Source organism: Streptomyces sp. NPDC021080, from assembly GCF_044333225.1.
In the GTDB taxonomy this organism is placed as follows: Bacteria; Actinomycetota; Actinomycetes; order Streptomycetales; family Streptomycetaceae; genus Streptomyces.
This window is the reverse complement of sequence record NZ_JBIRQM010000001.1, coordinates 279,786-294,198: the sequence shown is the minus strand read 5'-3', so window position 1 is coordinate 294,198 and position 14,413 is coordinate 279,786. Positions and strand designations below refer to the sequence as shown.

11 protein-coding genes and 1 pseudogene are annotated in these 14,413 nt (G+C 72.8%); 5 read left to right on the top strand and 7 right to left on the bottom strand.

The window, feature by feature from the left end:
• Positions 1-60: 60 nt before the first annotated feature.
• Positions 61-3,339: a bifunctional lysylphosphatidylglycerol synthetase/lysine--tRNA ligase LysX gene (gene lysX, locus ACH4S8_RS01225; RefSeq protein WP_398389717.1), complete on the bottom strand. Its 3,279-nt coding sequence runs from the start codon at positions 3,337-3,339 to the stop codon at positions 61-63.
• A 101-nt stretch (positions 3,340-3,440) separates the two neighbouring features.
• On the opposite strand from lysX, the gene ACH4S8_RS01220 reads away from it, so the two are divergent.
• Positions 3,441-3,905, top strand: coding sequence for a universal stress protein (locus ACH4S8_RS01220; protein WP_389399799.1), 465 nt, complete (start codon positions 3,441-3,443; stop codon positions 3,903-3,905).
• A 74-nt stretch (positions 3,906-3,979) separates the two neighbouring features.
• Here the strand turns inward: ACH4S8_RS01220 and ACH4S8_RS01215 are convergent, their stop codons facing one another.
• A complete protein-coding gene (locus ACH4S8_RS01215; RefSeq protein ID WP_398389714.1) occupies positions 3,980-5,134 on the bottom strand; it encodes a CapA family protein in 1,155 nt (384 codons plus the stop codon).
• Positions 5,135-5,408: 274 nt separating this feature from the next.
• Here ACH4S8_RS01215 and ACH4S8_RS01210 point away from each other — a divergent pair, with 274 nt between their 5' ends.
• From ACH4S8_RS01210 to ACH4S8_RS01200, 3 genes are all read left to right on the top strand, one after another.
• Positions 5,409-5,957: a sigma-70 family RNA polymerase sigma factor gene (locus ACH4S8_RS01210; protein WP_398389713.1), complete on the top strand. Its 549-nt coding sequence runs from the start codon at positions 5,409-5,411 to the stop codon at positions 5,955-5,957.
• A 135-nt stretch (positions 5,958-6,092) separates the two neighbouring features.
• Positions 6,093-6,608, top strand: coding sequence for a hypothetical protein (locus ACH4S8_RS01205; RefSeq protein WP_398389711.1), 516 nt, complete (start codon positions 6,093-6,095; stop codon positions 6,606-6,608).
• Positions 6,609-6,861: 253 nt separating this feature from the next.
• Positions 6,862-7,542: an anti-sigma factor family protein gene (locus ACH4S8_RS01200; RefSeq protein WP_398389709.1), complete on the top strand. Its 681-nt coding sequence runs from the start codon at positions 6,862-6,864 to the stop codon at positions 7,540-7,542.
• A 24-nt stretch (positions 7,543-7,566) separates the two neighbouring features.
• Here the strand turns inward: ACH4S8_RS01200 and ACH4S8_RS01195 are convergent.
• From ACH4S8_RS01195 to ACH4S8_RS01185, 3 genes and pseudogenes are all read right to left on the bottom strand, one after another.
• Positions 7,567-7,848, bottom strand: a pseudogene (locus ACH4S8_RS01195) (Fpg/Nei family DNA glycosylase); the annotation flags it as partial.
• A 117-nt stretch (positions 7,849-7,965) separates the two neighbouring features.
• Positions 7,966-10,041: a SpoIIE family protein phosphatase gene (locus tag ACH4S8_RS01190; protein WP_398389707.1), complete on the bottom strand. Its 2,076-nt coding sequence runs from the start codon at positions 10,039-10,041 to the stop codon at positions 7,966-7,968.
• 80 nt (positions 10,042-10,121) lie between these two features.
• Positions 10,122-11,456 (bottom strand): DUF6777 domain-containing protein, encoded by a 1,335-nt coding sequence (locus tag ACH4S8_RS01185; RefSeq protein ID WP_398389705.1) that lies wholly within the window; start codon positions 11,454-11,456, stop codon positions 10,122-10,124.
• 135 nt (positions 11,457-11,591) lie between these two features.
• Between ACH4S8_RS01185 and ACH4S8_RS01180 the strand changes: the two genes are divergently transcribed.
• Positions 11,592-13,025: a lipase maturation factor family protein gene (locus ACH4S8_RS01180; protein ID WP_398389703.1), complete on the top strand. Its 1,434-nt coding sequence runs from the start codon at positions 11,592-11,594 to the stop codon at positions 13,023-13,025.
• Positions 13,026-13,038: 13 nt separating this feature from the next.
• Here the strand turns inward: ACH4S8_RS01180 and ACH4S8_RS01175 are convergent, their stop codons facing one another.
• Together ACH4S8_RS01175 and ACH4S8_RS01170 are read right to left on the bottom strand one after the other, a co-directional pair.
• A complete protein-coding gene (locus ACH4S8_RS01175; RefSeq protein WP_398389701.1) occupies positions 13,039-14,043 on the bottom strand; it encodes an aldo/keto reductase in 1,005 nt (334 codons plus the stop codon).
• The gene (locus ACH4S8_RS01170; RefSeq protein ID WP_398389699.1) at positions 14,040-14,171 is read right to left on the bottom strand and encodes a hypothetical protein; all 132 of its coding nucleotides are present in this window, start codon (positions 14,169-14,171) and stop codon (positions 14,040-14,042) included. Before ACH4S8_RS01170 ends, ACH4S8_RS01175 begins: the two co-directional genes overlap by 4 nt.
• Between the last annotated feature and the right edge of the window lie 242 nt (positions 14,172-14,413).

Genomic DNA, 14,413 nt, shown 5'->3' with positions numbered 1-14,413 from the left:
GAAGGGACATCCGGCCGAACAACACCGGTGTGGCCCCCTGAATGCACCCGCCCGGCCCAGTCAGCGGCGGCGCACCAGCGGGAACGGCAGTGTCTCGCGGATCGTCAGACCGGTGAGGAACATGACGAGCCGGTCGACGCCGATCCCGAGCCCGCCGGTGGGCGGCATGGCGTACTCCAGCGCGTCGAGGAAGTCCTCGTCCAGCTCCATCGCCTCGGGGTCTCCCCCGGCGGCCAGCAGCGACTGCTCGGTGAGCCTGCGACGTTGTTCGACCGGGTCGGTCAACTCCGAGTAGGCGGTGCCCAGTTCCGTGCCGAAGGCGACGAGGTCCCAGCGTTCCGCGAGCCGCGGATCGGTGCGGTGCTGCCGGGTGAGCGGGGAGACGTCGGTCGGGAAGTCCTTGTAGAACGTGGGGAGCTCGGTCTTCTCCTCCACGAGACGTTCGTACATCTCCAGGACGACATCGCCGCGTCCGTCGTCCACCGTGTACGGCACGCCCGAGCGGTCGCACAGCCGCAGCAGCCTCTCCAGGCTCGTGTCGGCGTCGATCTCGTCCCCCAGCGCCTCGGAGACCGCGCCGTACACCGTCTTGACGGGCCAGTCCCCGGAGATGTCGTACTCGACGCCGCCCTTGCGGGCGATCTGTGCGCCGAACGCGGCGGTCGCGGCGCCCTGGATCAGCTCGCGGACGAGGTCGAGCATCACGTCGTAGTCGGCGAAGGCCTGGTACGCCTCGAGCATCGTGAACTCGGGGTTGTGCTTGTAGGAGACACCCTCGTTGCGGAAGGTGCGGCCCATCTCGAACACCTTCTCCATGCCGCCGACGCACAGGCGTTTGAGGTAGAGCTCGGGCGCGATGCGCAGATAGAGGTCCAGGTCGTAGGCGTTGATGTGGGTGGTGAAGGGCCGGGCGTTGGCTCCGCCGTGGATCTGCTGGAGCATCGGGGTCTCGACCTCCAGGTACCCGCGGTCGAGCAGCCCCTGGCGCAGCGCCTGGACGGCCGTGGAGCGGGCGCGTACGACCTCGCGGGCGGCGGGGCTGGACACCAGGTCGAGATAGCGGCGGCGGACCTTGGCCTCGGGGTCGGCGAGGCCCTTGCGCTTGTCGGGCAGCGGGTGCAGGCACTTGGCGGTGAGCTGCCAGGCGGTGACGAAGACCGTGGGTTCGCCGGAGTCGCTCGCACCCGCGAGACCGTCGGCGCTGATGTGGTCGCCGATGTCGATCACCTGCCGGAAGCGGTCGAGCGCGGCGCCGGACTCCCCCCGGGTGAGGGCGATCTGCAGGTCGCCCGACCAGTCGCGCAGCACGGCGAACAGGATGCCGCCGAAGTCGCGTACGAGCATCACGCGTCCGGCGACGGTCACGTCCTCGCCGCCGCGGACCTCGGCCAGGACATGGGTGCGCGGCGGGATGCCGACCGGGTAGGGGTCGGTGCCCTCGGCGCGCAGCCGGTCGAGTTTGCGGTGCCGCACCCGGACCTGGTCGGGCAGGCCCGTGCCGGCGGCGCCGCTCTCGGCCCCGTCCCGCGCGTCGAGGCCGAGGGCCGCCAGGGACGGCAGCCCCGCGGTCGTGGCGGGTGCGGGTCCGCCCTTCGCGTGTCCCTTGCCCCACAGGCTGCGCAGTGAGGGCACGGAGACGAAGCCCTCGGCGATGGCGGACGCCAGGCCGATGCGGGCGAGGGCGCCGGTGTCGCCGTAGCAGATGAAGCGCGGGTACCACTCCGGGTGGTACTTGGCGTTGGAACGGTAGAGGGCCTCCAGCTGCCACCACCGGGAGAAGAACAGCAGCAGTCTGCGCCAGAGTCTGAGCACCGGGCCCGCGCCGATGCGGGCGCCCTCCTCGAAGACCGAGCGGAACACGGCGAAGTTGAGGGAGATGCGCCGGACGCCGAACCGCCCGGCGACCGCGCACAGCTCCGCGACCATGAACTCCATGACGCCGTTGGGCGCGCTGCGGTCGCGGCGCATGAGGTCGAGGGAGATGCCGTCGCGGCCCCAGGGCACGAAGGAGAGCAGCGCGAGGAGCTTGCCGTCGGAGCCGATCGCCTCGACGAGCAGGCAGTCGCCGTCCTCGGGGTCGCCGAGCCGGTCGAGGGCCATCGAGAAGCCGCGCTCGGTCTCGGTGTCGCGCCAGGCGTCCGCCCGGCCCACGATCTCCTCCATCTCGCTGTCGGACAGGGTGGAGTGCCGGCGGACCCGGCAGGTGGCGCCGGAGCGTTTGACGCGGTTGACGGCCTGCCGGGTGACGCGCATGTCGCGGCCGGACAGGTCGAAGCCGACGACGTGCAGGATCGCCTCGTCGCCGAGCTGCAGGGCGCCCAGCCCGGAGCGCGCGAACGCCTTGGCGCCCTCTTCGGAGGCGCCCATCGCGGCGGGGGCCCAGGCGTAGCGGCGGGCGATGTCGAGCCAGGCGGCGATCGCGTGCGGCCAGGCCTCCCGGTCGCCGACGGGATCCCCGCTGGCGAGGCACACTCCGGCCTCGACGCGATAGGTGACGGCCGCTTTGCCGCTGGGCGAGAAGACGACGGCCTTGTCGCGGCGGGTGGCGAAGTAACCGAGGGAGTCGTTTCCGCCGTACGCCTGGAGCAGGGCGCGGATCCGGGACTCCTCGTCGCCGTGCAGGGCCGCGACGAGACGCTGGGAGCGGAAGAGCGTGGTGGCCGCGTTGAGGAGGGCGAGAGCGCCGAACAGGCCGAGGACGAAGAACAGCCAGTGCGGCGGACGGCCGTCGAAGGAGCGTCCGGAGACCAGTCCGCCGCAGACCCGGTTGGCGGCCCACAGCAGCCGCTGGCCCTCCACCAGGGTGCCGGGGAACAGCTCGACCAGGCCCCAGCCGAGCAGGATCGCCACGACGAGCCCGGTGACCAGGACGAGCAGGGCCCGTCGTACGGCGGCGCGCCGCGAGTCGGCGTAGAACTCCCGGCGGGCCACGATCAGCAGCGCGAGCAGGAGCCCGCAGACGATCAGCGAGGGGATCGAGGCGGCGTACAGGCCGGCGGCGACGCCGAGGACGTCGGTCAGGACGAGCAGCCCGAGGTAGACGACCACGAGCCACCAGGCGATCTTCTTGCGGGCGGCCGTCGCGGCGGCGAGCAGGAAGAGGAAGACGGCGTACGCGAGGTTGGCGCTGACCGGGATGATCAGGAGGTCGAGGAAGCGCACGACCGGGCGCAGCACCGCGCGCACCGGGGGGACGAAGGCGAGCAGGGTGCAGAGCAGACCGATGGCGGCGAAGAAGGCGGCGAAGCCTTCGGGCACCTTGCTGAGGAAGCCGGTCCGGGGCGGCCGTGGCGGGCCGCTGGCGGTCTTCGGCGGGCGGGCCTCCACAGTGGCGCTCATGGTTCCGACTGTAGGAAGAGCGGCGGCGCCCCGCCCGTCGAGCGGATCGGCGCCGCTCCCCCGCGGCCGGGGGACCTGCGGGTTCCGATAGCCTCGCAGCCGTGACGGAAGAGCAGCACGCGCATCGGTTCGAACGCGGGACGGACGGTCCCAAGGTCATCGTCGTCGGTGTGGACGGCTCCGACTCCTCGCTGCGCGCCGCGGCGTACGCCGGTGGGCTCGCGCGGCGGCAACGGGCGCTGCTCGCCGTGGTCTACGTCCAGCCGGTGATGGCGGCGGGAGCGGCGCTCGGGGTGCCGGTCGCGGAGACGACCGACGAGATCGCCGAGGATCTGATCCAGTACATCCGCGACGCCGCCGAGCGGGTGAAGGACATATTCGACGTGCGCTGGGAGTTCCACACCTTCCGCGGCGACCCCTACAACGGTCTGGTCACCGCCGCGGACGAGCTGAAGGCGGACGCCGTGGTGGTCGGGGCCTCCGAGCAGGCCGGGCACCGGATCGTCGGTTCGGTGGCGATCCGGCTGGTGAAGGCGGGCCGCTGGCCGGTCACGGTGGTGCCGTAAGGCGTCCGGATGTCCGCGCCGCAGGGGCTCCGGATGTTCGTGCCGCGGTCGTCCGGACCGGTCCGGGTCCCGCGTCACCTGGCCATGACGAGTCCCTCCCGGCCCGCGCCCCTGCCGAGGACGACGCCGCGGATGCGGTCGCGTACGGCGCCGACGTCGGCGCCCTGCTCCAGCGCGGTGTCGAGATCGACGACCCGGCCGGCGTCGAGGTCGAAGGCCAGCGGGACGGACTCGGCCTTCGTCACCTCCCATCGCCGTGCGGGCCGGGCGGGCGGGGAGAAGGTGAAGCGGGCGAGGGTGCCCTGGTCGCCGCGCGGGTCCTGGACGCCCTGGTCGTCGTACATCTCGCCGGCGATCTGGTCACCCGTGCCGTAGACGACCCAGGTGCCGTTGACCTTCTCGTACGGCTGCGGGACATGGGAGCGGGTGCCGAGGATCAGGTCGATGTCGGGGCGGGAGCCGGTGCGGGAGGCCGTCAGCTGTCTGCTCAGGCCGAGTTGGCGCTCGTCCGGCTGGTCCTGCCATTCGGTGCCCCAGTCGAGGGAGACCACGACCACGTCGGCGCCCGCTCTCCGGGCGGCACGGGCGTCCGCGACGATCCTGGCGGGGTCGATCCGCCCGACCGCCCAGGGCTGTCCCGGCGGGAGCGGGAGCCCGTTCGTGCCGTCGGTGTACGCGAGGTGGGCGACGCGGGCGCTGCCCGCCCGCATGAGCGTGACGGCGCTCGCCTCCGGTGCGCTGCGGGCCGACCCGGTGTGCCGCACGCCCGCGCGGTCGAGTGCGTCCAGGGTGCGCCGGACACCGTCGGCACCGTCGTCGAGGGTGTGGTTCGAGGCGGTGGAGCAGGAGTCGTAGCCCGTCGCGGCGAGCCCCTCGGCCACCTGGGGAGGGGACTTGAAGGCGTACGTGCCGGTGGGGGCGCCGCCTGTGTCGTACACGGTCCGCATGTGGCAGAGCGCCAGATCGGCGCCGAGGACGAGGGGCCGGACGCCCGCGAGCATCGGCCGGAAGTCGTATCCGGCGCCTGACGCGTCGGAGCCGGCCCGTTCGAGGACCGAGCTGTCCGGCAGGACGTCGCCGGCGGCGACGAGGGTGAAGCCGCGGGCGGCGGCGGGGCCGGGCTGCCCGAGACGGTGGGGACCGGGCGTGTCGTGGGCCCGGCTGATCACCGCGGCCGCGATGAGGGCGGCCGCGAGGGCCAGATTGATCTGTCGCGCGCGTGTGATCATGCCGGGCCCCATGCGGTCGCATTTAATTACTAATTGATACGCATCCACGTACACGGGCCGTCGGCAGTCAAGGAGACACCACCGCGGCTCACCCGTCCGGCGCTCACCGGCCTGCCCGCCGGGCGAACGGGAGTACGGACACGGCCGCCCCGGAATCAGGGGCTCCACCTCGGCCGACCGTTCGGCGCACCGTTCACCGACCGCTTCGACCGCCCACCGCACAACCCTGTCCCCGGCCTGTCCGCGCGGAGCCCGGGGCGCTGACATACACGCCATGACGGCCGGAACCACCACCATCACCACCAGGACGACCGCCGAGCACGAGCTGGCCGCGCTGCAGCGCGAGCACGGCCGCCCCCTCTTCGCCCTGCTGCTGCGCCTGTCCGACGGGGACCGCCAGCGCGCCGAGGACCTGGTGCAGGAGACCTTCGTACGCGCCTGGCAGCACCCCGAGGCCCTGCGCGCCGACGACTTCGACTCCGTACGGCCCTGGCTGCTGACCGTGGGACGGCGGCTGGCCATCGACGCGCGGCGGGCCCGGCAGGCACGGCCCCCGGAGGTCGGGGACGCGGTCCTCGACAACGCGCGGGTCTGCGCCGATCACGCCGAACGGTCGGCGGCGACGCTCGATGTGCGGGAGGCTGTGAAGACACTCACTCCCGAACACCGTGAAGTCCTGGTGCTGGTGTACTTCCAAGGGGCGAGTGTGGCGGAGGCCGCCGCAGCACTGGGAATTCCACCCGGTACGGTGAAGTCCCGCGCGTACTACGCGCTGCGCGCCCTGCGCCGGGTCCTTCCGGGATACGCGGCCGACCTGCGGTGAAACCGATCGCTTGGTCAAACCTCCGTAAAGCGCCTTGCTGAGGACCATGGTTGAGCAATCAGCTTGCCTCATCCGTGTTCCGGACTGGGGCCCGGGGTCGGGCGACGCGCACGCACCGGAGGAAGGCAGGAAGGGATGCTGCACAGAGGGCAAGAGAGCACGGACGGCACCGGCGGGGGCGAACTCACCGTCCCCATGGCCTGGTTGTACGCCGAGTACATCGCCGACGAACTGCTGCGGACGGGCGACCTGATGCCGCCCACCTCCTTCGAGTTCCGCGCCGGGCGCGACGCCCTCGCGCTGACGATCTTCCTGTCCGACAGCGGCGGCGAACTCTCCGGGATCCGGGTCATCACCCAGCTGGAGACCTGGCTCTCGCTGACGGCGTACGACCAGCCCTGGCACACCTGGGTACGCGAACACCTGGAGCTGCGCGCGGCCGAGGCCACCGGATCCGTCGCGCCCGATCCCGATCTGGAGCTGGCGTCCGCGGCGTGGCGGTGGCTGGAGGAGACGGAACTGCTCGCTCCGGACCTGGACGCGGTGCCGGGCAAGGGCTCGGTGCCCGGTGAGGACGACGGCCCCAAGGTGTGGACGGCGGCCTGGCGGCTGGGCCTGCCGCTCGGCCATCTGGCCATCCACCTCTTCTGACGACGGCCGTGGCGCTCCGGGACGGCGCCGCGGCGGCGGCCCGACCGGACCCGGATCGCTCCCCGGCGGCGGCTCCGACCGGGCCGGGAACAATTTTCCCGGGCTCGCACCAATCCGCGAGGACCCGCGCTCCGAATGTCTTCACCCCGATTCCTGACGTGTCTTGAGTGATTCGACGGTCTGATGCGTACCCGTGGGCAACAGCAACACCACTCACAGTCCGCACCAACGCCACGAGGATTCGGTATTCGGTATGAGGTCCCTGGAACGGCATCGCGACGTCGGCGCCTATGCGCTCGGCGTACTCGGCGAGGCGGAAGCCTTCCGCTTCGAGGACCACCTCGTGGAGTGCGCTGAGTGCACGGCATTCGTCAGTGAATACCGGCCCGCCACACGGCAGTTGATGCTCTACCGCCGGTCGACACCGCGCAGCGTGCACCCCTTCGCCACCCCCGGGCCGCGACTGCTGGACCGGCTGCTCGGCGAGGTGGCCACCCGCAACCGGGCCGGGCGCAGGCGCCTGCTGTTCGCCCTGGCGGCCTCCGTGGCCCTCGCCGCGGGCGGGTCCGCGCTGACGCTCGTCGGGGGCCACGACTCCCCCTCGAACAGGGTCGTCGCGGACGGCCCCCCGTCGAGCCAGATGGCCAGGACCGACGCGGAGACCGGGGTCTGGGCCCAGGTGACCACCCGGGAACGGCTCTGGGGCAGCGAGATCGAGGTCGCGGTCAAGGACGCCAAGGGTCCCCGCTCCTGCGAGCTCGTCGCCATCGGCAAGGACGGCTCGGAGCAGTCGGTGACCAGCTGGATGGAGCCCGCGCACAACGACGCCGCCATCACCATGCAGGGCGGCTCGTCGATGAAGACCGACGAGATCCGCCGGTTCGAGGTGCGCACGGCGGACGGCGAACACCTCGTGACGCTCAACTCCCCCTGACCCGGGCCCGTTTCGCCGCCCGGGTCACCGAGGGTCCGCCCACGTGAGCAGCCGGGACATCCGCCGGTCCGCCGGCGGCTCGCCGCCCGTCCGGCAGGTCGGGCAGTACGGCGACGGGGAATCGCCGAAGGAGACTTCGCGGACGGCGTCCCCGTACACCGGACAGGCCTCCCCCGTTCTCCCGTGCACCCGCAGACCGCTCCTCCTCTCCGCCTTCAGCCGCCCGGTGGCCGGCCCGTGGGAGCGCTCCACCGCTTCGGTGAGCGTGCCGCGCGGTGCCTCGTGCAGCCGCCTGGCCACGCCGGGAATCCGCTCCGGGGCCTCGACGGCGTACGCGGGGAGCCGCTCCTGGGTGCCGGCCTTCGGCCCCGGGCAGTTCCGGCATGCGTCCGGGGTGCCGTCCGGCACCGGCGACGCCCGGGATCAGCTCCGTTCCCGGATCATGAACTCGCACCACACGACCTTGCCGCCGCCGCGCGCCTCGACGCCCCAGACGTCGGTGAGGCGGTCGACGAGGAGCAGTCCGCGGCCCGAGACACCGGACTCGCCCGCCTCGCGGCGCCGCGGCAGCGCGCTGGAGGAGTCCTCGACCTCGACGCGCAGTCTGCGTTCGGATCCGGCCAGGACGCGCAGGGTGACGATGGCCGAGCCCTCGGTGTGCATGAGGGCGTTGGTGATCAGTTCGTCGGCGACCAGCTCGACCTCGTCGGCCCGGTCCCGGGCTCCCCACGCGCGGACGGCGGCCCGGATCATGTGGCGGGCCGAGCTGAGCGCCTCGGGGTCTCCGGGCGCCACATGCTGCTGGAGCCGTCCGCCCGAGCGCTGGTCGCCCCCGCCGTGGCGGCGCAGGAGCAGCAGGGCCACGTCGTCGTCCCCGCCGCGGGCCTCGGCCATGTCGATGAGCCGGTCGGCGAGATCGCTCACGTCGTCCGGGCCGATGCGGACGCGTTCCCTGAGCGTGTGCATGCCGTCGTCGAGGTCGACGCCGGGTTCCTCGACGAGCCCGTCGGTGCACAGCAACAGGGTCTGGCCGGGTTCGAGTTCGATGATGGCCACGGGGTATTCGAGACGCCCGAACTCGGCGGACAGGCCGAGCGGCAGACCGCCCTCCACCGGCAGCCGGCGACAGGTCCGGTCGGTGTACCGGACGAGCGGGTCGATGTGGCCCGCCCGGACCAGCTGGGTCACTCCGGTGGACAGGTCGACCTCGGCGTACAGGCAGGTCGCGAAGCGGTTGGTGTCGAGTTCGTGGAGGAAGACCGAGGCACGGGCCATCACGGTGGCCGGGGTGTGGCCCTCGGCCGCGTAGGCGCGCAGGACGATGCGCAGCTGGCCCATGACGGCGGCCGCGTGGGTGTCGTGGCCCTGGACGTCGCCGATGACGGCGCCGACCCTTCCGCCGGGCAGCGGGATCAGGTCGTACCAGTCGCCGCCGATGTCGCGGCCGAGCGAGGCGGAACGGTAGCGGACGGCGATGTCGGCGCCGCTCACGCTGGGGATGGAGCGCGGCAGCATGGCCTGCTGGAGGCCCTGGGCGAGGTCCTTCTCCTGTTCGAAGAACATGGCCCGCTGGAGGCTCTGGGCGATGCTGCTGCCGAGGGCGACGAGGACGTTGCGCTCGTCCTCCGAGAAGCCGTGCCGGTCGTTGTAGAGCAGGCCGATCGCGCCGATGGGGCGGGCCTGCACGATGAGCGGCAGATAGGCGGCCGAGGTGATCTTCAGATCGGTGATGTTCGGCCACAGCAGCGGATACGACTCGGCGAACTCCTCGGGCGACTCGATGAAGTGCGGTACGAGGGTCCGTACGACCTCGTTCATCGGGTACTGCGCGTCCAGGCGCGTGATCCGGGTGCCGGGGACGTAGCTGTGCTCGGGGCCGGTGGCGACCATGCGGATGCGGCCGGCCTCCACCAGGCCCATCACCAGGCTGGCCGCCCCGAGATGGGTGAGCCCGTGGGTGTCCTGCAGCACGTCGATGACGTCCTGCACGGTGACGGCGTGCGCCAGCGCGGCCGTGGTCAGCTGGACGACGCTGGTCTGCTGGCGCCGTACCTCGTGCTGGGCGGCCTGGTCACGGCGCGCCACGCTCTCGTCGAGCTCCGCCGTGGCGTCGCGGACGATGCCGATGATGCGGCGCGGCCGGCCGTTCTCGTCGCGGCGGATGTAGCCCTGGGTGTGGGTCCAGCGCAGGGCGCCGTCGCGGCGGCGGATGCGGAAGTAGGCGCCGTAGTTCTCGCTGCCGTCCTTGAGGGCGTGGGAGACCATCGTGTCGAGCCGGCGCGACTCGGCCGGCGGGACACGCATGCCCAGGGTGCCGGGATGTCCGTCGTATTCGTCCGGGCGCACGTCGAAGACCTCGTGGGCCTGGGCGTCCATCTGCATCAGACCGGTGTCCAGGTCCCAGTCGAAGCTGCCCATGCGGTTGAGCGCCAGGATCGGATCCGGGTGGGCGGGCCAGTCGTCCGGGAGTGACAGGGCGCTCGCTCCCCGATCAACCATGGGGCCACCATGCCAGCATTTGCCCGATTGTTCGACTTCTGGGCAGCCGGGTTCCGGGCCCTGGGAGGAGAGGACGGCGTTCACGTGCCGGGGGCACCGGCCGATACGTCGAAGACGCTGTCCGGACCGGTCGGCCCGTCGGGGATCAGGCCGCCGTCGGGAGCCTCGGGGCTGTCCGGGACGGTGTCCTCGCCGGGGGTGCCCGGATCGTCGGACGGGACCTGCGGGGACGGGGGCTCCGGGGAGCCGGAGCGGTCGGGGGCGGACGGGTCCGGCCGCGGGACCGTGGTCCCGTCCGAGGGGGCCGGACTGGTCCCGGGCCGCGTCGTCGGCGGTGCCGTGACCGTGGCGCCGGGGCAGTGCGAGGGCTCGGGGCTCGAGCGCGCGGTGCGACCCGGTCCGGCCACGTCCATGACGGCGCCGTCCGTCGGAGCGCCGGTGGGCGCGGTGCCGGGTCCGGCGCTCTCGTCCGGGGTGCCCCGGCCGGTTCCCGGCGTCGGGGTCACCGTCGCGGTGGGCGTGGGGCAGTCGGAGGCGGAGGCGGAGGCGTCCGGGGACGGACTCCGGCCGCCCGGCGAGGCGTCGGCGGAGGGCTCGTGCGCGGAAGCGGAGCCGTGCGGCCTCGGGGCCGGGTCCGGGGGCGGCGGTACGACGTGGTCGTGACGGTGGCCCTCGTACCCGGCCGGCCGCTCGATCCAGGTGTTGTCGCCCGCGTCGACGATCGTGAAGTCGGTGATCACGTCGGGCGCCGGCGTCACCACGACGACCTGGGCGGCCCGGTACCCGCTCCAGGGCCTGCCCCGGGTGTCCGGGTTCCCGTCGATGACGGTGGGCCGGCCCAGCGGGTTGCCGCAGGCGCAGCGGACCCGGGGCACGCCCCGGTCGTCGACGAGGACGGCCGTACCGGCCTGGAGCACGGCCTGGAAGCCGGTCGCGGCTCCGGCGGCGAATCCGTGGTCGGTGACGCCGGTGTCGGCGCGCAGCACGACCGGGGTCAGCTGTCGCAGATAGTCCGGGACGGACTCCGGGGAGATGCCGGAGAGTTCGGCGAAGGCTCGGGCCTTGGCCCGGTCGGAGGCGAGGTAGCGGATCTGTCTCCCGACATCGCAGCTGCCGGCGTTCCGGGTGCCGCCGTACAGGCCCGGTGCGGCGCCCGAGACGGAGCGCACCCCCTGGGTGACGGTGGCCGACGGTTGCGGCGTTCGGGTGACGGGCGGCCGGGTCGCGGGGGTGGTGTCGGTGGGCGCCGTGAAGGGGTCGGGCCCCTGGTCCGCGAGGGGCTGGAGGAGCACCTCGCCGCCGGTGGATCCGTTCGGCGCCGTGCCGCCGCCACCGCCGTCACAGCCCGCGACGACAAGGAGTGCCGCCGCGAGCGCGCAGGCCGCGGCAAAGGTCCTGGTGGGTATGTGCACCACGTCTCTCCCGTTCGTCCCGGGCAGTTGGTGCCTCATTCTCTGCGTCACCCTCTTGGCGCACGCAAGCGGAAATCGGTCACCCAGCGTCACAATGGAGGGAGAGAAGTGGGAGAGGAGGGGAGAGGAGCACCCGCCATGGAGTGGTTCGTCGCACCCGGCTACTGGCTGAGCCGACTGGTGTTCCAGCGAGGGCTGGCCGTGCTGTATCTGGTCGCGTTCCTGGGCGCGGCCCTGCAGTTCCGGGCGCTGACCGGGGAGCGCGGGATGCTGCCGGTGCCCCGCTTCGTGCGGCACGTCGCCTTCCGTGACGCGCCGAGCGTGTTCCACTGGCGCTACTCGGACCGCTTCTTCGCCGCCTGGTGCTGGACGGGCTGCGCGGTGTCCCTGGCGCTGGCCGCCGGAATCGACGGCCGGCTGCCGCTGTGGGGCGCGATGCTGCTGTGGCTCGTGCCGTGGGCCCTGTACCTGTCGGTCGTCAACGTCGGCCAGACCTGGTACGCGTTCGGCTGGGAGTCGCTGCTCCTGGAGGTGGGCTTCCTCGCGGTGTTCCTCGGCAACGACGAGGTGGCGCCACCGGTCGTCGTGCTGTTCCTCATGCGCTGGGTCCTGTTCCGCGTGGAGTTCGGGGCGGGCTTGATCAAGATGCGGGGCGACGCCTGCTGGCGGAAGCTGACCTGCCTCTACTACCACCACGAGACACAGCCGATGCCGGGTCCGCTCAGCTGGTTCTTCCACCATCTGCCCAGACCGTTCCACCGGATCGAGGTGGCCGCGAACCACTTCACGCAACTGGTGCTTCCCGTCCTCCTGTTCACCCCGCAGCCGATCGCGACGGCCGCGGCCTCGCTGATGATCCTGACCCAGCTGTGGCTGGTGCTGTCCGGCAACTTCGCGTGGCTGAACTGGACGACGATCGTCCTCGCCCTGAGCGTGACCGAACTCCCCTCCACCGCGCCCCGGACCCCCGCGGCGCCGCTGTGGTACGAGGTGGTCGTGCTGGTCGTCGCCGCGGGCCTGGTGGCGCTCGGCTACCGCCCCGCACGCAATCTGGTCTCCCGGCGCCAGGTCATGAACCGCTCCTTCGACCCGCTGCATCTGGTGAACACCTACGGGGCGTTCGGCAGCGTCAGCAGGATGCGGCACGAGGTGATCCTCGAGGGCACGGCGGACGAGGTGCCGCGCGAGGACGCCGACTGGCGGGAGTACGAGTTCAAGGGCAAGCCGGGTGATCCGCGGCACTGGCCGCGGCAGTTCGCGCCGTACCATCTGCGGCTCGACTGGCTGATGTGGTTCGTGGCGCTCTCCCCCGGATACGCCGGCACCTGGTTCTCCGGCCTCGTGGAACGGCTCCTGGAGAACGACCGTGACACGCTGCGACTGCTGCGCCGCTCCCCGTTCCCCGCGGACGCGCCGCCCCGCTACATCCGCGCCCGTCTCTTCCGCTACCGGTACACGACCTGGCGCGAGCTGCGCGAGACGGGCGCGTGCTGGCACCGGACCTGTGTCCGCGACTTCCTCCCGCCGACCCGGCTGGAGCACGCGGCGGAGCGCCGGGGGCCGCACCGGTAGCGGCGGGGCGATCTCACGCGCCCTCCGGTTCGGGGAGGGACGCGGTGGCGGGGAGGGGTGCGGTGGCCGGGAGCAGGCCTTCCGTGCGCAGGTCCCGCCAGAAGGCCTCGGGCACCGGCGCCGCGAACTGCTCCGCGCAGTCCCGGACTTCGGCCGCCGTACGGGCCCCGGCCAGGACACTCGCCACGACCGGATGGGCGGCGGGGAAGGCCAGGGCGGCGGCGCGCAGGGTGGTGCCGTGCCGTCCCGCGATCTCCTGGAGCCGCAGCGCGCGGTCCAGCAGCGCGCCCGGCGCCGCGGCGTAGTCGTACGTCGCTCCGGGCCTCGGGTCCGCCAGCAGACCGGAGTTGAAGGCGCCGCCGATGACGACGGAGATGCCGCGGGCCCGGGCGGCGGGCAGCAGTCCGGTGAGAGCGTCCTGGTCCAGGAGGGTGTAGCGGCCCGCGCACAGCACCACGTCGACATCGGTCTCGCGCACGAACCGGGTCAACATCCGCGTCTGGTTCATGCCCACGCCGATCGCGCGCACCACGCCCTGCGCGCGCAGCTCCGCCAGCGCGGGGAAGCCCTCGCGCAACGCCTGCTCGCCGTGGTCGTCGGGGTCGTGGAGGTACACGACGTCCACGTGGTCGAGGCCGAGCCTCTCCAGGCTGGCGTCCAGGCTCCGCCGTACGCCGTCGGCGCTGAAGTCCCAGACACGACGGTGCGTGGCGGGCACGGCGAAGCCGTCGGCCAGGTCGTCGCCGCCCGTGTCCACGGGCTCCAGGAGGCGGCCCACCTTGGTGGACACGGTGTACCGCGCGCGGGGCAGGTCGCGCAGGGCCGCGCCCAGGCGCCGTTCGGAGAGGCCGAGGCCGTAGTGCGGGGCCGTGTCGAAGTAGCGGATGCCGCTCGTCCAGGCGGCGGTGACCGCCTCGTACGCCTGCTCGTCGGTGACCTCGGAGTACAGGTTGCCGATACCGGCGGCGCCGAAGGACAGCGCGCTGACGGGGACACCGCTCCCGCCGAGGGAGTTCACCGGACCACCGGGCACGGCCGCGGCCCCCGCGTACCGGGGGCGGTGCCGGAGCCGTCGAGCTCGTGCGAGGCGGGGAAGCGGACGTCCTGGGTGTCGACCGCGGCGACGCGCGCGGGCGTCGGGGACACGGCGGGCCTTTCCGTCGAGGGCACGGCGGGCCTTTCCGTCGGGACAGGGGTCGATGGCCGGGTGCGCAGAGGTGCTCGGTCCCGAGGATCTCTCCCCCCACCGGTCCGCGTACAGGGCCGGGGGCGGACCGGTGACGCGAGATCCGGGAGGCCCGGCCGAGGGCCGGGAGCCGTGGACCGCCCAAGGTCCGGGGCCACGGGCTCTCGACGCGGTGCCCCGGCCGGGGGCAGAGTGCTCCCGT

Excerpts from the sequence above, each read along its gene's own strand:
- ACH4S8_RS01200 (WP_398389709.1), top strand. The coding sequence starts at position 6,862 with ATGAGGTCCCTGGAACGGCATCGCGACGTCGGCGCCTATGCGCTCGGC.
- ACH4S8_RS01205 (WP_398389711.1), top strand. The coding sequence starts at position 6,093 with ATGCTGCACAGAGGGCAAGAGAGCACGGACGGCACCGGCGGGGGCGAA.
- ACH4S8_RS01180 (WP_398389703.1), top strand. The coding sequence starts at position 11,592 with ATGGAGTGGTTCGTCGCACCCGGCTACTGGCTGAGCCGACTGGTGTTC.
- ACH4S8_RS01210 (WP_398389713.1), top strand. The coding sequence starts at position 5,409 with ATGACGGCCGGAACCACCACCATCACCACCAGGACGACCGCCGAGCAC.
- lysX (WP_398389717.1), bottom strand. The coding sequence starts at position 3,339 with ATGAGCGCCACTGTGGAGGCCCGCCCGCCGAAGACCGCCAGCGGCCCG.
- ACH4S8_RS01190 (WP_398389707.1), bottom strand. The coding sequence starts at position 10,041 with ATGGTTGATCGGGGAGCGAGCGCCCTGTCACTCCCGGACGACTGGCCC.
- ACH4S8_RS01215 (WP_398389714.1), bottom strand. The coding sequence starts at position 5,134 with ATGATCACACGCGCGCGACAGATCAATCTGGCCCTCGCGGCCGCCCTC.